The sequence below is a fragment of the Bacillus sp. MHSD_36 genome (assembly GCF_030757775.1).
GTDB lineage: Bacteria > Bacillota > Bacilli > Bacillales > Bacillaceae_G > Bacillus_A.
The window spans coordinates 675,434-697,022 of sequence record NZ_JAVBIS010000003.1; the positions used below are offsets into that span (position 1 = coordinate 675,434).

The window sequence follows — 21,589 nt, forward strand, 5'->3', positions numbered from 1 at the left end:
ATGAAATTACAGAATCTTACGCCAAGAGAAATAATTACATCATTGCAAACAACTTTGAAGAATTTAGACGAGTTGGTTCAAGGAATGCCTGAACAAGTTTTACTCAAAACACGTTTAGTAGGAGGGTGGAATACCTCTGAAATTATCGGTCACTTATATGATACTGAAGAGGTGTGGGGGAAGAGAATTAAAGATACCTTTTCTCAAAATGTTCCTATTTTAGAATCTTATAATCCAGAAGAATACGTATTAGTGAGAAATTACAAAGAATATAAAAGAGAAGAGATATTGTGTTTAATTTCTAGATTTAAAGTATTAAGAGAAAAAACAATTTCGTTGTTAGATGAACTAGATAATTGGGATAAAGTGGCGATGCATCAAGAAGAGGGTAAGATATCTATTAAATACATGGCAGAAGTTCTAGCGTTACATGAACAGCATCATTTGAATCAAATTGAAGAGTTAGCTATAATAACAAAGGAGGGAAATGTTAAATGAAGTATGTAGATTTAATGATTCCTGAATTATATTTGTATACAAAATATCTAGTTTATGTACAAAAGGATGCCAAAAGTTCTGAAAAAAATTTAGAAAAAGCCAATTGTATATTAGCAAAGTAAGATGTCTGGTTTTTTTGTAAAGTTAATAAAAGTGTAAAAAACTGTGACTGAATAATGTACTTTTAGGCAACCACCAATAATATATGATAGGGTGAAAAAACGAAGTTTGTAACTAGGCTTCGTTTTTTGTTTATTTATGGTATGAATTATTATCCTTTTTAATTATAGCAATCTAGGGTCATACCTTTGGTAATAAAAGAGTGGCCTGAATTTTTGTTATATAATATTCATGGTCAATGAAAAATTATTAAGTTTTGAAGATGTAACAGATTTAAAGGGTATCTTAAATTAATGTACGGAATTTAAAGGGGAATTTGAAATAAAAGATAACACGTTAAAACTATCCTATTGATTATTACAATGGTAATTAAAGTTTCTGCCTCTAAAAGAAGGTGGTTAACAGTTAATTTAGGTATTTTAATCTACGTATGTTTTTCAGGGCGCACTGCATTGTTTGAAAGTATGTTATAAGTATGAATTCATCGAATTTAGAAATGATAGATTAAGAATTAAAAGGTGGATAATCTTTAAAGGGATAATTAGAGTTATACCAAGTGTAAAGTTTTAATCTGGATTACGTAATATATAACTCAACCTATTGTGAAGCCATAAAGAATAAGCGTATAATATTATAGGTCTCACATTTGCGAGACAAACCGCGAATGATAAATAAGATTGTTGTTTTATCATCGCTTCTAAACAGATAGACAATGAAAGTAACACTGGAATACAGATAGGGAGTTATAAAATGAAATTAATTATTGCCGAGAAACCAGATCAAGGGCTGGCTCTTGTTTCACAGTTTAAATATCGCCGGAAAGATGGTTATTTAGAAGTAGAAGCAAATGAGTTATTTCCAAATGGAGCGTACTGTACATGGGCAATTGGTCATTTGATGCAGTTATGTAATCCAGAACATTATCATGCCGAGTGGAAAAAATGGTCACTTAATACGTTGCCGATGATTCCAGAGCGTTTTCAATTTGAAGTAACAAAGTCAAAGTATAAGCAATTTAATGTTGTGAAACAGCTGTTACATAATCCTCAGGTAACAGAAATTATTCACGCTGGTGATGCTGGGCGTGAAGGGGAATTGATTGTACGAAACATTATTAATCTCTGTAACGTGCAAAAGCCGATGAAACGTCTTTGGATTTCATCTTTAACGAAGCAAGCTATTTACCAAGGGTTTAAAAACTTACTTGATGAATCAGATACAATTAATACGTACTATGAGGCGTATACAAGGTCATGTGCTGACTGGGTCGTTGGTATGAATGCATCGCGTGTCTTTAGTATTTTGCTAAAGAAAAAAGGAATGAACGATGTATTTTCCGCTGGACGTGTACAAACACCGACACTCGCATTAATCGTAAAGCGTGAAAAAGAAATAGAGAACTTTAAGTCAGAGCCGTTTTGGGAAGTGTTCGCAACCTTTAATATAGAAGGAAAGAAGTATGAGGGGAAATGGGAGAAAGATAGTGAATCTCGCTTAAAAGACCCTGATATGGCAAATAAAATTGCGGCATTTTGCCAAGGAAAACCGGCTGAAGTAAAGGAAATGAAAACGGAGCGTAAAGAGTTTCAGCCACCGCTTTTATTTAACTTATCGTCACTGCAAGCTACGGCAAATAAAGCATTCAAATTTTCACCGAAAAAGACGCTTGATATAACGCAAGCATTATATCAAAAAGGGATTGTCTCTTATCCTCGTTCGGATTCCAATTATGTTACTCAAGGAGAGGCAGCGACGTTCCCTGATATTTTGCAGAAGTTAAGCCAGTTTGATGAATATAAAGGGTTATTACCAGCTCCAGTTGAATCGATTATGAATAATAAGCGTTATGTGAATGAAAAGAAAGTAACAGATCACTACGCCATTATTCCGACAGAGCAAGTTACAAACCCAAGCAGATTATCAGGTGATGAAAAGAAAATTTACGATATGATCGTAAGAAGACTGATTGCCGCTCACTATGAAGTTGCAATCTTTGATTATACGACGATTATAACGCTTGTAGATGAACGTGCTGAATTCATTTCAAAAGGAAAACAGCAAATTCAAGAAGGATGGCGTAAAGTTATTTTCCAAGATGATAAAGATGATGAAACAATTCTTCCGATTGTAGCTGAAGGTGAACAAGGGAAAGTTGTAAAGGTGAAAGTGAAAGAAGGAAAAACACAGCCACCGAAGCGTTATACAGAAGGACAACTTATTACGTTAATGAAAACGGCAGGTAAGTATTTAGAGAATGAAGAGCTTGAGAAAGTATTAAAGAAAACAGAAGGTTTAGGTACAGAAGCGACTCGCGCTGGAATTATTACGATGCTGAAAGATCGTAAATATATAGATGTGAAGAAAAACCAAGTGTATGCAACCGATAAAGGGAAAGTATTAATTACCGCAATTGGCGATAAAATATTAGCTTCACCAGAAATGACAGCGAAATGGGAGCAGCGTCTTGCGGAAATCGGCGAAGGCACAGCATCACCAGCTACATTTATGGAACAAACGAAAAAGTTATCAGCTAAAATTATTGAAGATGCAGTAGAAATGTCGGAGAAATGGGATTTCACTGGATTACACGTTGAATCGATTGAGCGAAAAGGATCGAAATTTACAACTGGTAAAAAGGTTGGTAGTTGTAAAAAATGTGATGGCGACGTGATTGATAAGTCAACGTTTTACGGTTGTTCTAACTACAATACAACGCAATGTGATTTTACCATCTCAAAGAAAATATTAAGTAAAACAATTTCGCAAAAGAACATGACAAAGCTCTTAAAAGGTGAAAAGACCGATTTAATTAAAGGCTTTAAAAAAGGCGAGAAAACATTTGATGCGAAGTTAGAGTGGAAAGATAATAAGATTAATTTTGTGTTTGAGAATTAAGTGTTGTCAACAAAAAAAGGTGTTTTACTGAGTAAAAAGCTTTGTAAGAAGTTAGATGTGAAGAAGATTCCACATTGTAAAAAAACATTAATTTTATATTTTAGGACTAGAGCATGATAATTGGATGTCATGCTTTTTTCTTTTTTATATTTGGTGCTTCTAGAGAATTTATTTAAAGACTTATAATAAGTGTTATTACTATAATTGTTCTGAATATCAATCGATTTTACTAATAGGGGTGCCGTCACATATCCATCAACTTAAAGAATTAGTGTTCCCAAAAACGAAAAAATGAGCTGAATTCTCATGGACAACTGTGGAGAAATAAAGTTTTCGTCTTGGAGGTATTTCAAAATCTTAGCCTGATAGGCATAGGGTAGCATGTACATTTTAATATTTGTATACTCTAAGGAACTCTCAAAATTTAATAAGGGCTAGCGTCAGGAAAATGTAGATTGACAACTTTAAGAAAACTTCAATATTAAAAATTCAAATTTGATAGCTTGAAAATGAGAAATTAGGCTTTTCACTGCTCTATTAAAGCACTCTTCAATAGAATAACTGTATTATCACCTAACAGATTTTTAACCCAAAAGAAAAAAACGAAATCCCTTCTTTATTAGAGATAGGAAATTTCGGTTCATCTTTATTTTAAAGTCACATGATGATTTGGTAAATCACCTTGGATAAAGTAGGTTTTATTGATAACGAATCTGTATTTCTTGATTGATTACTGTCTATTCCTCATACATCATTTTCCTCGTCATACCACCATCTATGACAAGGTTTATACCGGTAACAAAATCATTTTCATTGGCTGTTAAATAAAGACAGGCTCGTGCAATATCATCTGGTTTTCCTACACGCTTTGATAGATGCTGTTCATGATCAATTTTGCTTAATTTTGAATAATCTCCTGTTTCAATCCAACCTGGGGAAATAGCATTCACGGTAATCCCATCTTCGCTAAATGAGGCTGCAAGCGCATGTGTAATGGCAACGATCCCGCCTTTTGTGGCAGCATAAGATTCTGAATTTGGCTCAGACATAATCGCCCTTGTAGAGGCGATATTCACAATGGATCCACCTTCTTTGTTATGACGCATATACTTTGCTGCTTCACGTGAGCCCAAGAAAACACTTCTTAAGTTTGTATTGATTACATCGTCCCATTCTTCTAGCGAAACATCGTAAGGAGACTTGAATAACTCTTTTCCTGCATTATTGATTAAAATATCTATCTGACCGTATGTTTGATAAGTTAATTCCATTAGTCGAACTATATCTGTTTCGAGCCTTACATCTGTTTGTACGAAAAGTGCTTCTTTACCCTGTTCTTTCATCTTAGTAACTGTTTTGTACCTGCTTTTTCATCTATATCTGCTAAAATAACATTGGCCCCTTTTTCTGCATAATGTAAAGCAATTCCTCTCCCGATTCCATTTCCAGCCCCTGTTATGACTACTGATTTATTAGAAAAATCCATTGTAATTACACTCCCTAAAAAACATCACATTTTTATTTTTTCATATAACATACAAAAAGTATCTTTCTCTAATTAATACAAATCCTTTTTATATCCTTCTGCGTAAGCAATAGTTAATTGATTATGCTAGTAATTTTATTCTTCACTAACAAAGGGAGTAATTATCTTTTTTTCATAAGAAGATAACACGATATTCGTTGAAGGCGTACCATATTGCATTGTATCATCAATAAATTCTTCTAAACTTTCTACAGAATATGTTGCTATTTTGACAATATAGCTAATTTCCCCTGCTACTCTGTAACATTCAAGTACATCTGGATGATTATAGCAAAAGTTAGCTAATGATTTACAATCCTTTGATTTAAACAATATAAGTGCAGAAATTGGACGGTTTATTTTTTTTAGAGAAACATGTGCATGGTAACCCTCAATAATTTGTTGTTCCTCTAGCTTTCGTACTCGCTCAGTTACTGACGGAGAAGATAAGTGAACGGATTCTGCTAAATCCTTCATTGAAATTTTTGCATTTGACTGTAATAGTCCCACAATTTTTTTATCAATTTGATCCATAAATTATCCAACCTTTTTTTATAAAATAGAATAACCTAAATTCCTTATATAATAAAGCCAAACAATCGAATATCCTTATTGAACTTATTTATTGGCCTTCTATATTTGTATAAAATAAGGGTATTAGGAGGCGATTTACGATATGAAAAAGGTTTTATTATTATTAGCTGACGGATTTGAAGCAGTAGAAGCTAGTGTATTTACAGATGTACTAGGTTGGAATAAATGGGAGGGAGATGGATCAACTGAGGTCGTAACAGTTGGTCTTCGTAATAAATTAACCTGTACTTGGAATTTTACTGTCATACCTGAAAAAACAGTTGATGATATTCAGTTAGATGAGTTTGATGCGCTAGCTATTCCAGGAGGATTTGAAGAAGCTGGTTTTTATCAGGATGCATACAGTAGCGAATTCTTACATGTTATTCAACATTTCTATGCCAAGCAGAAGCCTATTGCCAGTATTTGTGTTGCATCATTAACGCTTGGTAAAAGTGGAATTCTTACAGGTAAAAAAGCTACCACATACAGTCATCCAACGAGTATACGAAAAGAGCAGTTAAAGAATTTCGGTGCAATAGTACAAAATGATTTAATTGTTCAAGATGGAAATATTATTACATCTTCAAATCCAGGTACAGCTTTTGATGTTGCGTTTTTATTACTTGAAAAACTAACATCTAAAAAGAATGCTGAACATGTAAAGGATCTTATGGGATTTTAGGCATTTATCTTCTTATGAGTTTTTGGTGCTTGCTAGAAGTAATGTGAAAAGTCGCCGTGCTCTAGTTCTATTTGCTGAACCCGAGGAAAAAGAAAAAGGGTTTGATTACTACAATACTTATAATAGGAGAATTTTTATGATTATAACACTTTTCACATATATTTTGTTAGGTTTATCTTTAGCAATACCCGCAGGTGCTATGACAGTCCAAATGACTAAACAAGGAATGAGAAATGGTTTCCTACATGGTTGGTTTGTAGGTATAGGAGGAATGACTGTAGATTTTAAGCTTTGTTCATTTTACTAGACGTTTTCTAAATCCAACCTTTATGAAAAGGGTATCTATATTTGCCGCAATAGTCCTATTCGGATTTAGTGGTTATTTTGGTTATGAGTTTATAAAACAAGTAATGACTTTTATATCAAAAGCATAATTCCTATAAAATTAAATAGGGTTGTTATAATGTAAATGAAAAAGATGCGTATTTTAAACTTAAACGTAACGTAATTGTAAATATGTTATATCACGTAGGCAACCCCTCAGGAATTCGTTAATCCCTGAGGGGTTTTTAAATTACCTACACGTAGCCTTTAGAAAAAAGAAACAATCCTCACTATAATTGACGGTGTATGAGCTTAGCTTGATAGCGAGGGGGTACCACCCACACTTTAACGGAAATATACGCTAAGCAAATTTCGATATAAAAGAAGCCGAAAGTTTCTACTCTAAGAAACTTTCGGCTCCAATTCGTTATAAGTTAGCTGCTACTTTATTTTCTCCATAGTCTTTCACTATTTTATAAAAAGTATTTTTCTTTAGTTCTAATAGCTCCATGAACTTAACTCCCGTTAGTTCTTCATTTTTCCACTTTGGATAAGTTTCTTCTATAGTTCATGTGTTGGGTGGAGTGTGTGGGTACGACCTTGCATTCCATTTTTGGGTTCTCTCTGAAAATTCGTCTTATGTAATCTGTTGCGATTTCTTGTAAACAAGTCCTTAAGTCCTGGCTTAAATAGCGATAATTTTGCAGCTGTCTTTTAACGTATTCTTGTTGTTTGGTGTTTGATCTTTTGATTATATCAATCATAGCATCGTATTCGAAAAAGAAATGTTTTTTGTTCACTTCAATGATAAAAACATCATTTTGAACAGGATTTTCAAAGGAAAATCGCTCAAGGAATGTAGGTTGGGTCTCGTTATGTACAAGGTTTAACATAGAGTATTGCTCCTTTTACTGTATGATGTTATATTTTGTCATTTAATAATATTTCTAAGATGGGGTAGCATCACATTGGTCTTTTTTATTTTTTATAAGAGGAAAAAGTAATTAAGAGAAACTGTAAGTAGTTTATACTGATGTTTATAGAAGTATGCAATAAAAATATTATCTTAAAAAATAAAAATTTATTGTAAAACGATAAATTTTATATTAAAATCAAAATCATAATAAATAAGTGTTGTGCTTTTTATGGAAAAGGTAGCAACTTTATATTTTTAATTAGAGGAGGTATAAATATGTACATTAACAATTTGATTATTGAAAATATGGATAACCCTCATGAGTTGGAGAGAATGTATAGAAAAGACCCGAAAGCTTTTAAAAAGTCATTCTCACAAGCATGGGATGAAAAATCAGATTCTCAGGTTCTAGCTGCTTGGTATGAAAGATTGTATTTCAAGGAGACGGCAAAGAAAGAAAAAATATCGCTGTTTCAAAAAGGATTCTTATTCATGGGTATGTTAGCTATTCTAGCTGGGCTAAGCACCAGAATCATTTTCCACTTTGTCGAACAGGAAGCAATTGCTCCAATTAACTTGGCTCTTGGTGTAATTCCCTTTATTGCTGCTTATTTTATTTACAATAATACTCCGAAAAAAAGTATTATTTATTTCCTTGCAGCGTTGTTCCTAATTGCCGGTTTTTATCTTAATACGTTGCCAGTAAATTATAAAGACAGTACCATCCTTGTTTATTTACATCTTCCTATATTTTTATGGGTCTTAGTAGGGCTTGCGTTTACAGGAAATGAATATTCAAAAGGCAGTACAAGGTTAGCCTATATTAAATTTAATTTAGAATATTGCCTTCTCTATGCGAGCATGGCAGTGAGCGGAATGATACTAGCAATATTCACTATGCGATTATTTAGCTTTGTTGACTTGAATATAGGAGAATTCTATTTTAGTAATGTTGTTTTATTTGGAGCTGCCGCTCTCGCTGTAGTGGCTGCATACTTAGTATCATTGAATCTTAAACTTGCTAAAAATATTACACCTTACATATCTAAAATTTTTAGCCCTCTCGTCCTGATCACATTGTTTATTTATCTTATAACGGTAATTTGGGTCGGGAAAAATCCGTTCTTGGATCGTAATTTCCTAATGGCCTACAACGGAATCCTGCTTGGCGTATTGGCTGTTACTATATTTTCTATCGTTGAGAGTGAATCAGACGAGAAAAAGAGCATTTCAGATTATATAAATTTTGCCTTAATTGTTCTGGCGCTTATTATCGACACTGTCGCATTGTCAGCCATCGTATTCAGACTTTCTTCTTACGGGATTACACCTAATAGACTTGCTGTTTTAGGTGTAAACATACTGATCTGGGCAAATCTCATTTGGATTATGTTCTCCTATATGCGTTTTCTACAAAACAAATCAGGGCCGACAGCTATCCAAGATGCTGTTACGAAGTATTTGCCAATCTATGGACTTTGGGCAGCTTTCGTTATCTTTACTTTTCCTGTAATGTTTAATTAGATAGGCTTTGTTAATATAATGATTAATTAATTTTCTATAACGTATAAAATCCTTAGAGCGGATAATTATCGTTACTTCTATTATTTCTTGAAAATAAAAAAACGTCCTAATTTGGGACGTTTTTTTATTATGTATATTGCTGTTTTTTCTTAATAAGTAATAACACTTGTGAAATACAAGCAAGTACGGGCAGTTCAATTAATGGTCCAATAACGAGTGCAAGTGCAATAAGGGGCTCGTCCGGAAAAGCAGTCACAGCAATAGCGAGTGCAACAGGTGAGTTTCTTGCTAATGTTGTTAAGCTTAAACTCACTGTATCTTTATAAGATAAGCGCATCATGCGTCCGATAAATTGTCCGAGTATAAAATTAATGATGAAGAACAATAGAACAGGGATGAGTAATAGTAAAACGACATTCATATTTTGCAGTAAATATTTACCTTGTGATGCAAACATCGCTACGATTGCTAAACTTAAAAATACAATTTGCGCAGAGCTGAAAAACGGAATGAGTTTATTCTCGAGTGTTTCGGTTTTTTTCATTTTATTCATAATGAATTTTGTAGCATGTGCAAGTACAAATGGTAAGACGATTACGATAACAATACTTTCAACTAAAACAGAAAGCGCTACAGTCTTCATGACACCAGCAAATAAAAATAAATAAATGGGAAGCAGTAGTACTTGCAATATTAAATTCACAGGCAAAATTGCAGTAGAAAGTGCTACATTTCCTTTTGCTATTTCAGTAAAGATTAAGTACCAATCTGTGCATGGGGTAACCATTAACATAATAAATCCAACCCAAAGTGCTGGATGATCTGAAAGAAATAGTGCACCTAATCCCCAAGCGAGTAAAGGTGTCCATATAAAATTAATAGTAAGGCTCGTTCCAGCGAATTTTAAATTGCGGAACCCGCTTTTTATTTCTTTCAATGGGATGCTGAGGAATAATCCATAAAGCATGAAAAATAAGAAGGGGACAATAAATTGCTCTGAATACATATGTATCAAATTAAATTGTCCAAGTACGATGCCGCATGTAACAGCAAAAAGAATAATAAAAGTTTGAATCTTTTCTATAGTGCTCATGAATAAATCCTTTCTAAATATGAATTTCCCTCTCTACATCTATTATACAAACAATAAAGTTATAATGGATGTTTTAATTGTATTGGAATCATTATTTTTAATCCGAGATAATATTTTTTATTTAAAGTTACTTGACTAAAGTAAGTAGGTGTAATACAATCACTTACATAAGGTAATTAAATAACAAAAAGTTTTAATTAACTGTAAATAGGGTATCAATTGAAACTTTTTATCCCGCATTAACGGGCAGTAAGATCCCACCTCAAAATTTAGCGGAAGCAAAGAAGTTAGGAGAGGGGTATCAACTGCCCGTAAAAGCCCGATTGGTGAGGGCTAATAATCAGTGGGGGTGAACCCCCCCACTGATTAAAGTTTCACTTTATTAGAATAAGAATTTTTATGATGATGAATAATGAATATGATAAGAAAGTTTAGGTGAAGAAAATGGGATTATTTAGCTCATTATTTGGTAAAAAAGAAGAAAATCAAAAAGTAGAGGAGAATAAAACAATGTCAAAAGTATTATTTGTAAAAGCAAACGATCGTCCAGCGGAGCAAGCAGTTAGTTCAAAAATGTATGAAACGTTTGTAAGTGCTTATAAAGAAACAAATCCGAATACAGAAATTACAGAGTTAGATTTATTTGCATTAGATCTTCCTTATTACGGAAATATCGCTATTTCAGGTGGATATAAACGTAGTCAAGGAATGGAGTTAACAGCTGAAGAAGAGAAGGCTGTTGCTACAGTAGATCAATATTTAAATCAGTTTTTAGAAGCTGATAAAGTTGTATTTGCGTTCCCATTATGGAATTTCACAGTACCAGCACCATTAATCACATATATTTCATACTTATCTCAAGCTGGAAAAACGTTTAAATATACAGCAAATGGCCCAGTAGGTTTAGCTGGTGATAAGAAAGTCGTTGTGTTAGGTGCTCGTGGTTCAGATTACTCTTCAGAACAAATGGCTCCTATGGAAATGGCAGTTAATTATGTAACGAATGTGCTTGGATTCTGGGGAATTACAAATCCAGAGACTGTTGTAATTGAAGGACATAATCAATATCCAGATCGTTCACAACAAATTATTGAAGAAGGTTTAGAGAACGTTAAAAAAGTAGCTGCGAAATTTTAATTCATGATAGTAAACGGAAAAACCAACATGGATGACCATGTTGGTTTTTTAGTCTATTTTCCGTGTTAAAAAATGTATATTTATAAAATAAAAGAAAAGTTTGAAAATAGTATTGCAAAATATTATATAGCAAACTATAATGAGTTCAAGAATAGTTGATGATCGAATTAAAAATTCAGAAAATTCAATTAGTTAAAAATGGAAATGAGATAAAAGGATCGGAATGGAGGTTGTTATATTATGACGAACAAAGTACCGTTTTCGTTCATAGTAGTTATTGGATTAATGTTATTCGCACTATTTTTTGGAGCAGGAAATTTAATATTCCCGGCAATGCTAGGGCAATCGGCAGGAGAGAATGTATGGATTGCAAACGCTGGATTTTTAGTAACGGGTGTTGGATTACCATTACTAGGTGTACTAGCATTTGGTTTTTCGGGTAAAGATGATTTACAGTCATTAGCAAGTCGTGCTCACCCAGTGTTCGGGATTGTGTTTACAACAGTTTTATACTTAGCGATTGGCCCGTTATTTGCAATACCAAGAACAGGAAATGTTTCTTATGAAATTGGTCTTAAACCGTTTATGCCAGAAGGATTAGGTTCTACACCTTTAATTCTTTTCACAATTGTATTCTTTAGCATCACTTGTTTTTTTTCGCTAAACCCCGCGAAAATTGTCGATATTGTTGGAAAAATCTTAACGCCAATTAAGTTGACTTTTATCGGTATATTAGTAATCGTTGCTTTTATACATCCGATTGGAGATATGCAAGCACCAGTGGAAGCTTATACATCACATGCATTCTTTAAAGGGTTCCAAGAAGGATATTTAACAATGGACACACTTGCATCATTCGTATTTGGAATCATTATCATTAATGCAATTAAAGAAAAAGGTGCGAAAACGAAAACACAGATTATGATTGTTTGTGCAAAAGCGACAATCATTGCAGCATCTATTTTAGCAATTATCTATACAGCTCTTTCTTATATGGGTGCCTCAAGTGTTGCGAAGCTTGGACATTTAGAGAATGGTGGAGAAGTATTAGCGAAAGTTTCTAACTACTATTTCGGATCATATGGCGGAGTGTTATTAGGATTAATGATTACAGTAGCGTGTTTAACAACTAGTGTGGGACTTGTATCAGCATGTTCTTCATTCTTCCATAAGTTATTCCCAAATGTCCCTTACAAAGCAATTGCAATCATACTATGTGTATTTAGTGCAATTGTTGCAAACGTAGGATTAACACAATTAATCGCAGTTTCTGTTCCAGTATTAACAGCAATCTATCCACTAGCAATCGTATTGATTTTCTTAACATTCTTCCATTCATTATTCAAAGGAAGAGCTGAAGTTTACCAAGTGAGCTTAATCGTAACATTTATTATCAGCTTATTTGATGGATTAAGTGCAGCTGGCGTTAACATTGCAGTAGTAAGCCAAGTGTTCACTAAATTCCTTCCGATGCAAGAAGTAGGATTAGGTTGGATCTTCCCAGCGATTATCGGTGGATTTATCGGATACGGCATTAGCTTTTTAAAAGGAAAAAATCAAGTTCAACCAGCAGCTAGTGCGAATAAGAAAATAGGTTAAATAAAAAGTTATAGAACTTGTTTCTATAACTTTTTTTGTTACTATTAATAATGAAAGAAAATAAAGTAGTAGGGGAAATAAAATGAAAAAAACAATTGATCATATTGGCATTGCAGTTCGAGATATAGATAGTACGATACGTTTTTATGAAAAGGTGTTGTTAGGAACTTTAATAGATCGTTACGTAAGTGAAGCTCCTGGTGTTGAAAGCGAAGTAGCCATTCTTGAAGTGGATGGAGATAGAATTGAATTACTTGCACCTACGAATAATACGACATCTCCAATAGCACGCTTTATTAAACAAAAAGGTAAGGGTGTTCATCACGTTGCGTATCGTGTCGATGATTTAGATGTGGCTTTAGAAGAGTTAAAAGAACAAGGTATTCGAACGTTAGAGCATACACTTCGAATGAATAAGCACGGTAGGAGATTAATATATCTTAACCCAGCGGATACAGAGGGGACGATCATTGAGTATTGTGATTATCCGGAAGAGAAGTAAAGGGACTTTATTATTGAAGAAGGATATTACGTAAAAACGTAATATCCTTTTTTATTTATGAATTTCACACTTTCTTCACAAATGATTCACGATAACTTTTCTTCTTCAGGAACTTACATAAATATATTTTATGATATAATAACAATCGGCTTTAAAAATGTAAGTTGTATCTATGAAGGTAGTTACTATTGTATTGGAAGTTTAGAGGTGAGGGAGAATTAAAGAGTTATATTGTATAGAAATTTATATTTAATCAGGTTAATATTTCGCCAGAGAATTGAACTTGTGAATTTAAAGGAATGAAAATATAGTGATGTGGAAGAAAGAAGTGAAATGAGCGTGAAAGTAACGAGAAGGTTAGGGACATGGCTATTACTTGCGTGTGTGCTTATTATATTGATACCAAAAAGTGCATTTGCTCATGCGTATATTGTGAAATCAAACCCTGCTGAAAATGAAACGTTGAAGAAAGCACCAGCAGTTGTGAAAATTGAATTCGATGAGGACATACAAGTCTCAAGTTTTAATACATTGTACGTGAGAGATACATCAGGTAAAAGGGTCGATTTAAAAGATGCTCATATTGATAAAAAAAATAAAAAGCTATTAGAAGCTGGATTAAAAGAGAATTTCAAAAATGGTCTCTACTCTATTCAGTGGAAAGCGATTTCTGCTGACGGCCATCCTATTCAAGGAGTTATTCCGTTCCGAATTGGATTAGCTGAAGCTGGAGCAGACGATGTACAAGTAGAAGAGATGGGGTATGTCCCGCAAATCGATATGATTATGGAGCGTGGAGTTCTATATACAGGTTTCTCCTTATTTATAGGAGTATTATTCTTTAATCTTATTATATATAAAGGGAATGCAACTTCGGTTCGATCAAGAAGTAAAAAAATAATATGGATCTCATTAATTGGCATATTCTTTAGTTTACTATTCAATCTACCATTGCAAGCGAAAATAAATGCTGATGTTTCATGGCTAGAAGCATTTGATCCTTTACTATTAAAAGAAACGTTACAGCTTTCTGTTTTTAGTTACGTATGGCTCACTCAAATGGCTCTTATTAGTTTGCTTATAATTGTTACATATTTTGCGATGAAATGTGAGAAGTTTTCGTCGTTTAAAGTATGGAGCATTCCAATAGTATTATTTATTGGGATCCTTGTTATGAAAGCATGTAATAGTCACGCATATGGTTTAAAGTTTAAAGAGATTACTGTCGTTATGGATTTTCTGCATTTATTTGCAGCTGCATTATGGATTGGCGGTCTATCATCCATTATTCTTCTATTACGTAAAGAGGATGACAAGTGGAGTATGTATTGGGATATGATTAAGCGTTTTTCACCATGGGCAACAGGTGCTGTCATCGTGATTTTAATAACAGGTCTTTTTAACAGCACATTCTTTATTCCAACAATCCACTCGTTATTTGATACGAAGTATGGATTAGCTTTATTAGCAAAGATACTTTTATTCATTTTCATGGGGATATTGGGAATTGTTCATTATGTGAAAGGGAAAATGAGAGCGAAGCAAGGTTTAGGCGCTACAGTGAAAGTGGAATTTATCATTGGAATTATCATTTTCGTCATCGTAGCTTTTATGACAAACGTACAAACACCGCCGATGCCTCCTACTGGACCTTTTACAGAGAGCAAACAATTAGATGATGGATATGAACTTATTTTACATGTAAGTCCTAATAAAGTAGGACAAAATACATTTCATATTACTTTAAAGGATGAGAACGGACAACCTGTTACCGATATGGAGCAAATTATTTTAACAACGCAATCATTAGATATGAATATGGGAAAAGGTTCATTTAAAGCTTCCGCAGTTTCACCAGGAGAATACGAAGCAGAAGGTATGTATATTAACATGACAGGAAACTGGAATATACAAGTGCATGGATTAACAAAATCCCTTGATAGTTTTGATACGGATTATAAATTTATAGTAGGCGGCAGATAAAGAGAAGGTATAAATAAAAAGGAGTTAATAAAATGAAACGTATAAAAAAAATTGGCACAACAATGATCGCAACAATTATTGCAATGGGCATTTTTTCGTTACCGGTTAGTGCGCACGTCACTGTGAAGCCAGCAACTTCAGACGTAAATTCTTGGGAGACTTACACGATAAAAGTACCGGTTGAAAAGAATGTAGCAACGACAAAAGTTACACTGAAAATACCGTCTGGAGTGGAGTTTCAACAGTATGAACCCGTGCCAGGATGGGAAGTGGGAGAGCAGAAAGACAATGCTGGAAAAGTTAAAACTGTAGTGTGGGAAGCAACGGGAGAAGGGATTTTACCCGGCCAGTTCCAGAGATTTACTTTTGTCGCTAAAAATCCGGATAAAGAACAAAAAATAGCTTGGGATGCATATCAACAATATAAAGATGGAGAAATTGTTGAATGGACAGGCGATGAGAAAGCTGAAAAACCACATTCACTTACTACAATTGCAAAAGGTACGTCAATAACAGGGGAACATGGTGAAGTGTCTAATGTAGAAAAGAATGAAAGCACTAGTAATATGCAATTGATAGCAATTGTCTTATCTATTTTAGCGATTATATCGTCGGTAGGTGCGTGTGTTTTTGTAATACGTCGTAAAAGATAAGTAAGATTGAAAGGTCTCATCGTAAATAATGAGACCTTTGTTATTACGTCTATGGATCAGTAAGAATGAGGATAGTGGAGAGCTTGAATCTCCAAATTCTTTATACTGTAAAACCATATAATTCCCCCTGATGATTAGAATTGTTAGTCTATTTGTATGTGTTAGAGGGAATATTCTTTCTATTTAAATATCATCATACAATAAAAAAGAGCCTACAAACAGTAGGCTCTTTCTCATATTTATTTCACTTCAACCTGCTGGCTTACAGCAAGTGTTTTCGGCTTTATATTTACGAAACAAATACTCACCACAATAAATAATAGTCCGATGAATAAGCTGATCGTAATGGCCTCATGTAAGAAAATTGAGCTTACAATAATAGCGATTAGTGGAATAAGAAATGTATAAGCCCCAACTTTACTTGCTTCACCAGCTCCAACAAGAGTAAAGTATGCAAGCCATCCCATTGCAATAACAAAGAATGAAATAAAGAGTAGTACGCTAACAAATGATATACTCCAAGCGATATTAGACCAGCTTTCAAACTCTGATCCAAATCCAATTAAGCAGAATCCGCCAATAATAAGCTGCAGTGTTACCATCCAAATAGCATTAACACGGTGCCCAGTCTTCTTAATAAATACTGTGCCAAGTGCCCAGCCAATCGCGCATCCTAACGCGAGAAGGATGCCGATAATAGAAATATGTCCAGTTAAACTACTAGAGCTAATCACACCTACGCCAATAAATCCGAGAATAAGCCCGAAAATTTTTAACCCGTACATAGATTCTTCAAGCCAAATCCATGAGAAAATGCCGAGTAAAACAGGTTGTAGAAATACGATGGCGGAAAATAACCCAGCAGGCATATATTGAAGGCCGACAGTTTGTAATCCGTAAAATATAATGATGTTAAGTAAAGAAGAAATAACGTATAAATGCCAAGTTTCTTTTAAGTGTAACTCTTTGTATTTTGGTAATGCGAACAGGAGTAAAATGAATCCTCCAATTAAAGTTCGAACGCCTGCAAATAAAACGGGTGGTGTATAATGCAGGGCGAATTTAGATAAAGGCCAATTGATTCCCCACATAAAAACGAGAAAGGTAAGGATGATGGCCGTCTTAGTTCGAGAAAGCTGTGTCACGGTAAGACCTCCTTGTTGTTATTCATTTCACTATGATATGATATCGACTGTAATAAATAAAATGAATCTTTTTTATAGGGAGTATAAGTGATTAGTTATGACCATTACACAACTGCAAGTATTAATAAAAACTGTTGAGTTAGGTAGTTTTACGAAGGCTGCTCGGGTGTTAAATATGACGCAGCCAGCGGTAAGTCATGCGATTTCAAGTATTGAGTCAGAGTTAGGAGTTACGATTCTTATACGTGATAAACGAAAAGGGCTAATCGTTACGGATGTAGGAAACAGAATTCTTGTACATATTAGAGAGATTTTGAACGGTGTAGAGAAGATTGAACAAGAAGTTGCGATGGAGAAAGGGCACGAAGTTGGGACGATTCGAATTGGGAGTTTTCCGAGTGCTTCTGCACATTTCTTACCCAAAATGATAAATCATTTTAAGGAGAAGTATCCGAACTTAGAAGTTGTTCTTTGTGAAGGAACGATTCAAGAAGTTGAAGGTTGGTTAGTATCGAGGGTTATTGATATAGGAATTGTTATTTTGCCTAATAAAGAGATGGAGATTGTCCCATTAACGAAGGGGAAAATGGTTGTTATCTTAAGAGAGGATCATCCTCTTTGTAAGAAGGACTCTATTGCAATTAGTGATTTAGAGAATGAACCGATCATATTATGTAAGGGCGGATACGAACCACCCATTATTGATATGTTTAAACAAGCCAACGTATCACTTCGGGCTGAGTATGTAATATCAACCGTTACCACAGCTTTAAACATGATTCAAGAAGGGTTAGGTATTGCAATATTAGCCGAATTATCTTTAACGAATTTACCACAGAATGTGCAAACGAGAGAATTGGAACCACAAGTATGGAGAGAGATTGCTTTAGCTGTTCCTTCATTAAAGGATTCTTCAATCGCTGTGCAGCTATTTATTGAGGAATTTCAAGTGCTATTTGCAGAGTAAAAAGAAGTGTCTCATATATCATAATGGGGCACTTTTTAATTTGTTTATAAAAAATCTATAAAAAGGATTGACTTATCTTTTTGTTGTAACTATAATGATTACATCGAGGTGGTGATCACGATGAAAATTAGTAGCCGCTTTTCTATAGCTGTTCATATTTTATCTATTTTGAAAAACAATCCATCTTCACTTTGTACTTCAGACTATATGGCTGAAAGTGTAAACACAAATCCAGTAGTCATTCGCAAAATCATGTCGTACTTGAAACAAGCGGGTTTTGTATATGTAAATCGAGGTCCAGGTGGTGCGGGGTTATTAAAGGATTTACATGAAATCACATTGTTAGATGTGTATCATGCAGTAAATGTAGTGGAAGAAGACAAGCTATTTCATATTCATGAACAACCGAATCCAGATTGTCCAATTGGAGCAAATATTCAAGCGGTATTAGAAGTTATATTAATACAAGCACAATCTGCGATGGAAGAAGTTTTGAGAAATATTACGATGGGGCAGTTGTTTGAAACTTTGCAAGAAAAAATGAATGCTTAAATCATATTTATATTTTTTTATCATTAATGTAACTGATTTGATTACAACTGTAAAGGTAAGGTGTAAAAGTTATGACTGTAAAAATGAAAGTATACTCAGATTTTATATGTCCATTTTGTTTTTTAGCAAAAGGTCCATTAGATGAGGTAGCGAAAGAGAATGATGTAGAGATCGAATGGATGCCATTTGAATTACGTCCAAGTCCATATTCAAAAATAGATCCATGGAATGAGCCGGAAAAATTAGGTTCATGGGATGCTTTCATTCTTCCAACTGCGAAGAAATTAGGAATTGATATGCGTTTGCCACGTGTTTCTCCGCACCCATATACACATTTAGCTTTCGAAGGGTGTCAATTTGCGAAAGAACGTGGACTTGGAAATGAGTATCATCACCGCGTATTCACAGCATTTTTCCAAGAAGAACAAAACATTGAAGATATTGATGTTTTAACAAAATTAGCGGTGGAAGTAGGTCTTCCTGAAGCCGAATTTAAAGATGCTTTAGTAACTCGTAAATATAAAGAAAAGCATGAAGAAGCAATTCAGCACGCATATGAGGAAGCGAATATTATGGCTGTTCCAACTGTCATGATTGGAGAGGAAGTTATTCAAGGGCTTGCTAGTAAAGAAACGCTACAAAGAGTCATTGATAAAGAAATTGAAAAGGATAAAACAAATTCATTTGAAGGTATGCAATGTAATACAGATGGATATTGCTAATCCACTTGTTATGAAATAACAAAATAAAGTGAAACTTTAATCAGAGGGGGGTTCTTCATTCCCCACTGATTATTAGCCCTCACCAATCGGACTTTTATGGGCAGTTGATCCCCAACCTAACTTCTTTGTTTTCGCTGAATTTTGAGGTGGGGGTCTTACTGCCCATTAAAGCGGGATAAATTATAAAACAAATATTTGGAGGAATTAAAATGTCAGCAACTACAACAAACTTAAAAGAAGCAATCGTGAACCGTCGTTCTATTCGTAAAGTAACAAAAAACGATGCAATTACGAAAGAAAGAATTGAAGAAGTTTTAAAAACAGCTTTACATGCGCCAACATCTTTCAATATGCAAAGTGGCCGTATGGTTGTATTAATGGATGGAGAGCATGAAAAGTTTTGGGATATTGTTAAAGAAACACTAAGAGCCCGCGTACCAGCAGAAAACTTTGAAGCGACTGTAGAAAGATTAAAAGGTTTCTATACAGGTGTTGGGACTGTATTATTCTTTGAAGATCAAGCAACAGTAGAAAAAATGCAAGAAAATGCACCATTATATAAAGATCAGTTCCCATTCTGGTCTCATCAAGGAAATGCAATGTTACAACATACTGTATGGATGTTATTATCAGCTGAAGGAATTGGTGCGTCCCTGCAACACTACAATCCAATCGTAGATGCTGAAGTGAAAGAAACTTGGAACATTCCAGCAGAGTGGAGCTTAGTAGGACAAATGCCATTTGGTGAGCCAAATGAACAACCGGGAGAAAGAACTTTCTTACCTACTGAAGATGTAGTGAAATTTTATTAAGAAATTTAATATATAAAGAGTTAAATAAAAGGAGAGTACGTATTAGTCATATATGTACTCTCCTTTCGTATGTAATATTAAACTCTTACTAAAAGTACAATTTTCTTCATACGAATCGAAGTCTTTCCTCACAATTAAATCTATTGTGTTTATTATTTTGAAATGACAGTAAACATCCCCGTCATGTTTGGTGAGTAGTCTTTAAAATCAAATTTCTCATAGAACAATTCTTTACCTTCTGATGCAAACAAACCGACAAACGCCTTATTAGGGGCATTTTCATGTAAGTATGTAACTAAACGATGCATGATCTCTTTCCCGATACCATGTTTCTGATAATTCGGATGAACTACTATATCTTGAATATAGAAATAGATAGATCCATCGCCAACAATTCTCCCCATGCCGATCATTTGTTCATTATCTTTCACTGTGATGCAGTGAATAGAATTCTCCAGTGAAATATCTGCTACATCAAAATTCATATAATCAGTCCATCCAACAGAATCACACAAATATTTGTACTCTTCTAATGTTGGGATGTTATGTTTAAATTCATATGTTTTCAAAATGTACCCTCCAAGCTCTTAAATTTAACAAGTATATACATTCGACATTTTTTGGTCTTTTCCTCTTACGTAATTGGCTGTAGCTATTGAATTTTGTACAGTTTCCGTATTTGTATTAATTTATAAGAGGTTAGGGGAAAAATATAAGAAATAATGGAAAGGGAAGTGGGAAAATGAATAATGAGAAAAAGTATACAGTGGTAGGTACTGATGTTGAAGAAGTAAAACGTTTAAATGAAAATTCGGGATTATCATTTAATCAAGTGAAAGAATTGTTAGTGAAGAAAATGCAAAAAAAGAAGTAATGAAATTCTTCATTTTTTCATTTAGCATTTTAAAAAGAGAGTTATAAGGATAACTCTCTTTTTAAATACAATGGAGCGATTTTTAGAGTGGAGGAAACAGCATGAAGAAGTGGATAAAGATAACGCTGTCTATTACTGGAGGTATTATTCTATTGGCATGTGCCGGAGGATATTACTTGTATAAAAATTATTTTCCAAAGGAACCTGAGCGTATCGTATATGATAAAGATAGAGTATTAAAACCGATATATAATCAGCTATAGCTGGTTATCCGGAATTAGCGGTTCCTGCTGGATATGATAAAAATGGAGAACCAATCGGTGTAGTGTTTGTAGGGAAATAGTTTGGTGAAAAAGAGCTTTTCAATATTGGATATGCGTATGAACAGCAGTCTAAAAATAAAAAATCACCTAGTTTATAAAAGATTATATGAAAAATAACTGGAATCCACCGAAATATGTTGGTGGATTCTAGTTAAGCGAATCTAACA

Annotated in this window: 21 protein-coding genes and 4 pseudogenes; 18 read left to right on the forward strand and 7 right to left on the reverse strand. The window is 34.0% G+C overall.

All coding sequences use genetic code 11. The features are described from left to right. From Q9B79_RS16660 to topB, 3 genes are all read left to right on the forward strand, one after another. The gene (locus Q9B79_RS16660; protein WP_306185984.1) at positions 1-498 is read left to right on the forward strand and encodes a DinB family protein; all 498 of its coding nucleotides are present in this window, start codon (positions 1-3) and stop codon (positions 496-498) included. Next, the gene (locus Q9B79_RS16665) at positions 495-620 is read left to right on the forward strand and encodes a hypothetical protein (RefSeq protein ID WP_306185986.1); all 126 of its coding nucleotides are present in this window, start codon (positions 495-497) and stop codon (positions 618-620) included. Before Q9B79_RS16660 ends, Q9B79_RS16665 begins: the two co-directional genes overlap by 4 nt. A gap of 748 nt (positions 621-1,368) precedes the next feature. Further along, positions 1,369-3,513 (forward strand): DNA topoisomerase III, encoded by a 2,145-nt coding sequence (topB, locus tag Q9B79_RS16670; protein ID WP_306185988.1) that lies wholly within the window; start codon positions 1,369-1,371, stop codon positions 3,511-3,513. A gap of 737 nt (positions 3,514-4,250) precedes the next feature. On the opposite strand, the pseudogene Q9B79_RS16675 reads toward topB, so the two are convergent. Then, positions 4,251-4,999 (reverse strand): annotated as a pseudogene (locus tag Q9B79_RS16675) (glucose 1-dehydrogenase). A 135-nt stretch (positions 5,000-5,134) separates the two neighbouring features. Next, complete coding sequence (locus Q9B79_RS16680) at positions 5,135-5,572, reverse strand: Lrp/AsnC family transcriptional regulator (RefSeq protein ID WP_306185990.1); 438 nt, start codon at positions 5,570-5,572, stop codon at positions 5,135-5,137. A gap of 142 nt (positions 5,573-5,714) precedes the next feature. On the opposite strand from Q9B79_RS16680, the gene Q9B79_RS16685 reads away from it, so the two are divergent. After that, entirely contained in the window at positions 5,715-6,296 is a 582-nt protein-coding gene (locus Q9B79_RS16685) for a DJ-1/PfpI family protein (RefSeq protein ID WP_306185992.1), read from the forward strand. Positions 6,297-6,432: 136 nt separating this feature from the next. Then, positions 6,433-6,730, forward strand: a pseudogene (locus Q9B79_RS16690) (hypothetical protein). 317 nt (positions 6,731-7,047) lie between these two features. Here Q9B79_RS16690 and Q9B79_RS16695 read toward each other — a convergent pair. Together Q9B79_RS16695 and Q9B79_RS16700 are read right to left on the reverse strand one after the other, a co-directional pair. Continuing rightward, positions 7,048-7,185, reverse strand: a pseudogene (locus Q9B79_RS16695) (recombinase family protein); the annotation flags it as partial. Further along, the gene (locus tag Q9B79_RS16700; RefSeq protein WP_306185994.1) at positions 7,154-7,513 is read right to left on the reverse strand and encodes a hypothetical protein; all 360 of its coding nucleotides are present in this window, start codon (positions 7,511-7,513) and stop codon (positions 7,154-7,156) included. The gene Q9B79_RS16700 and the pseudogene Q9B79_RS16695, both read right to left, overlap by 32 nt. 299 nt (positions 7,514-7,812) lie before the next feature. Between Q9B79_RS16700 and Q9B79_RS16705 the strand changes: the two genes are divergently transcribed. Next, a complete protein-coding gene (locus Q9B79_RS16705; protein WP_306185995.1) occupies positions 7,813-9,060 on the forward strand; it encodes a DUF4153 domain-containing protein in 1,248 nt (415 codons plus the stop codon). Positions 9,061-9,187: 127 nt separating this feature from the next. Here the strand turns inward: Q9B79_RS16705 and Q9B79_RS16710 are convergent, their stop codons facing one another. Further along, positions 9,188-10,153, reverse strand: a complete 966-nt coding sequence (locus tag Q9B79_RS16710) for an arsenic resistance protein (protein ID WP_306185996.1) — start codon at positions 10,151-10,153, stop codon at positions 9,188-9,190. Positions 10,154-10,597: 444 nt separating this feature from the next. Here Q9B79_RS16710 and Q9B79_RS16715 point away from each other — a divergent pair, with 444 nt between their 5' ends. The 5 genes from Q9B79_RS16715 to Q9B79_RS16735 all read left to right on the forward strand — a co-directional run bounded on the left by Q9B79_RS16715 (position 10,598) and on the right by Q9B79_RS16735 (position 16,027). Then, on the forward strand, positions 10,598-11,290 hold the full coding sequence (locus Q9B79_RS16715) for an FMN-dependent NADH-azoreductase (protein ID WP_000522506.1): 693 nt from the start codon (positions 10,598-10,600) through the stop codon (positions 11,288-11,290). A gap of 240 nt (positions 11,291-11,530) precedes the next feature. Then, on the forward strand, positions 11,531-12,889 hold the full coding sequence (gene brnQ, locus Q9B79_RS16720; protein ID WP_306186000.1) for a branched-chain amino acid transport system II carrier protein: 1,359 nt from the start codon (positions 11,531-11,533) through the stop codon (positions 12,887-12,889). A gap of 82 nt (positions 12,890-12,971) precedes the next feature. Then, positions 12,972-13,391 carry a VOC family protein gene (locus tag Q9B79_RS16725; RefSeq protein WP_000750834.1) on the forward strand — a complete coding sequence of 140 codons (420 nt, stop codon included), beginning with the start codon at positions 12,972-12,974 and terminating at the stop codon, positions 13,389-13,391. Between the two features lie 333 nt (positions 13,392-13,724). Continuing rightward, entirely contained in the window at positions 13,725-15,374 is a 1,650-nt protein-coding gene (locus Q9B79_RS16730; RefSeq protein ID WP_306186002.1) for a copper resistance CopC/CopD family protein, read from the forward strand. A 32-nt stretch (positions 15,375-15,406) separates the two neighbouring features. Continuing rightward, the gene (locus Q9B79_RS16735) at positions 15,407-16,027 is read left to right on the forward strand and encodes a YcnI family copper-binding membrane protein (protein WP_306186005.1); all 621 of its coding nucleotides are present in this window, start codon (positions 15,407-15,409) and stop codon (positions 16,025-16,027) included. Positions 16,028-16,266: 239 nt separating this feature from the next. Here the strand turns inward: Q9B79_RS16735 and Q9B79_RS16740 are convergent, their stop codons facing one another. Beyond that, entirely contained in the window at positions 16,267-17,172 is a 906-nt protein-coding gene (locus Q9B79_RS16740) for a DMT family transporter (RefSeq protein WP_306186007.1), read from the reverse strand. A gap of 97 nt (positions 17,173-17,269) precedes the next feature. Between Q9B79_RS16740 and Q9B79_RS16745 the strand changes: the two genes are divergently transcribed. The 4 genes from Q9B79_RS16745 (at position 17,270) to Q9B79_RS16760 (ending at position 20,225) form a co-directional block, all read left to right on the forward strand. After that, positions 17,270-18,139 carry a LysR family transcriptional regulator gene (locus Q9B79_RS16745; RefSeq protein WP_306186009.1) on the forward strand — a complete coding sequence of 290 codons (870 nt, stop codon included), beginning with the start codon at positions 17,270-17,272 and terminating at the stop codon, positions 18,137-18,139. Between the two features lie 120 nt (positions 18,140-18,259). Then, the gene (locus tag Q9B79_RS16750) at positions 18,260-18,691 is read left to right on the forward strand and encodes an Rrf2 family transcriptional regulator (RefSeq protein ID WP_000704076.1); all 432 of its coding nucleotides are present in this window, start codon (positions 18,260-18,262) and stop codon (positions 18,689-18,691) included. 71 nt (positions 18,692-18,762) lie between these two features. After that, complete coding sequence (locus tag Q9B79_RS16755; protein WP_014893832.1) at positions 18,763-19,413, forward strand: DsbA family oxidoreductase; 651 nt, start codon at positions 18,763-18,765, stop codon at positions 19,411-19,413. Positions 19,414-19,622: 209 nt separating this feature from the next. Beyond that, on the forward strand, positions 19,623-20,225 hold the full coding sequence (locus Q9B79_RS16760) for a nitroreductase family protein (protein WP_306186013.1): 603 nt from the start codon (positions 19,623-19,625) through the stop codon (positions 20,223-20,225). Between the two features lie 152 nt (positions 20,226-20,377). On the opposite strand, the gene Q9B79_RS16765 is transcribed toward Q9B79_RS16760, so the two are convergent. Further along, complete coding sequence (locus Q9B79_RS16765) at positions 20,378-20,794, reverse strand: GNAT family N-acetyltransferase (protein ID WP_306186015.1); 417 nt, start codon at positions 20,792-20,794, stop codon at positions 20,378-20,380. A 173-nt stretch (positions 20,795-20,967) separates the two neighbouring features. Between Q9B79_RS16765 and Q9B79_RS16770 the strand changes: the two genes are divergently transcribed. From Q9B79_RS16770 to Q9B79_RS16780, 3 genes and pseudogenes are all read left to right on the forward strand, one after another. Continuing rightward, positions 20,968-21,099: a hypothetical protein gene (locus tag Q9B79_RS16770; RefSeq protein WP_306186017.1), complete on the forward strand. Its 132-nt coding sequence runs from the start codon at positions 20,968-20,970 to the stop codon at positions 21,097-21,099. Positions 21,100-21,200: 101 nt separating this feature from the next. Beyond that, the gene (locus Q9B79_RS16775) at positions 21,201-21,362 is read left to right on the forward strand and encodes a hypothetical protein (RefSeq protein WP_306186199.1); all 162 of its coding nucleotides are present in this window, start codon (positions 21,201-21,203) and stop codon (positions 21,360-21,362) included. After that, positions 21,353-21,520, forward strand: a pseudogene (locus tag Q9B79_RS16780) (amidase family protein); the annotation flags it as partial. The gene Q9B79_RS16775 and the pseudogene Q9B79_RS16780, both read left to right, overlap by 10 nt. Positions 21,521-21,589 lie beyond the last annotated feature (69 nt).

What these genes read in the sequence shown, in the direction of transcription:
- Q9B79_RS16665 (WP_306185986.1), top strand. Translation starts at nt 495, where the DNA reads ATGAAGTATGTAGATTTAATGATTCCTGAATTATATTTGTATACAAAA.
- Q9B79_RS16680 (WP_306185990.1), bottom strand. Translation starts at nt 5,572, where the DNA reads ATGGATCAAATTGATAAAAAAATTGTGGGACTATTACAGTCAAATGCA.
- Q9B79_RS16745 (WP_306186009.1), top strand. Translation starts at nt 17,270, where the DNA reads ATGACCATTACACAACTGCAAGTATTAATAAAAACTGTTGAGTTAGGT.
- Q9B79_RS16660 (WP_306185984.1), top strand. Translation starts at nt 1, where the DNA reads ATGAAATTACAGAATCTTACGCCAAGAGAAATAATTACATCATTGCAA.
- Q9B79_RS16710 (WP_306185996.1), bottom strand. Translation starts at nt 10,153, where the DNA reads ATGAGCACTATAGAAAAGATTCAAACTTTTATTATTCTTTTTGCTGTT.
- brnQ (WP_306186000.1), top strand. Translation starts at nt 11,531, where the DNA reads ATGACGAACAAAGTACCGTTTTCGTTCATAGTAGTTATTGGATTAATG.
- Q9B79_RS16755 (WP_014893832.1), top strand. Translation starts at nt 18,763, where the DNA reads ATGACTGTAAAAATGAAAGTATACTCAGATTTTATATGTCCATTTTGT.
- Q9B79_RS16770 (WP_306186017.1), top strand. Translation starts at nt 20,968, where the DNA reads ATGAATAATGAGAAAAAGTATACAGTGGTAGGTACTGATGTTGAAGAA.
- topB (WP_306185988.1), top strand. Translation starts at nt 1,369, where the DNA reads ATGAAATTAATTATTGCCGAGAAACCAGATCAAGGGCTGGCTCTTGTT.
- Q9B79_RS16735 (WP_306186005.1), top strand. Translation starts at nt 15,407, where the DNA reads ATGAAACGTATAAAAAAAATTGGCACAACAATGATCGCAACAATTATT.
- Q9B79_RS16725 (WP_000750834.1), top strand. Translation starts at nt 12,972, where the DNA reads ATGAAAAAAACAATTGATCATATTGGCATTGCAGTTCGAGATATAGAT.
- Q9B79_RS16760 (WP_306186013.1), top strand. Translation starts at nt 19,623, where the DNA reads ATGTCAGCAACTACAACAAACTTAAAAGAAGCAATCGTGAACCGTCGT.
- Q9B79_RS16705 (WP_306185995.1), top strand. Translation starts at nt 7,813, where the DNA reads ATGTACATTAACAATTTGATTATTGAAAATATGGATAACCCTCATGAG.
- Q9B79_RS16775 (WP_306186199.1), top strand. Translation starts at nt 21,201, where the DNA reads ATGAAGAAGTGGATAAAGATAACGCTGTCTATTACTGGAGGTATTATT.
- Q9B79_RS16715 (WP_000522506.1), top strand. Translation starts at nt 10,598, where the DNA reads ATGGGATTATTTAGCTCATTATTTGGTAAAAAAGAAGAAAATCAAAAA.
- Q9B79_RS16730 (WP_306186002.1), top strand. Translation starts at nt 13,725, where the DNA reads ATGAGCGTGAAAGTAACGAGAAGGTTAGGGACATGGCTATTACTTGCG.
- Q9B79_RS16750 (WP_000704076.1), top strand. Translation starts at nt 18,260, where the DNA reads ATGAAAATTAGTAGCCGCTTTTCTATAGCTGTTCATATTTTATCTATT.
- Q9B79_RS16685 (WP_306185992.1), top strand. Translation starts at nt 5,715, where the DNA reads ATGAAAAAGGTTTTATTATTATTAGCTGACGGATTTGAAGCAGTAGAA.
- Q9B79_RS16700 (WP_306185994.1), bottom strand. Translation starts at nt 7,513, where the DNA reads ATGTTAAACCTTGTACATAACGAGACCCAACCTACATTCCTTGAGCGA.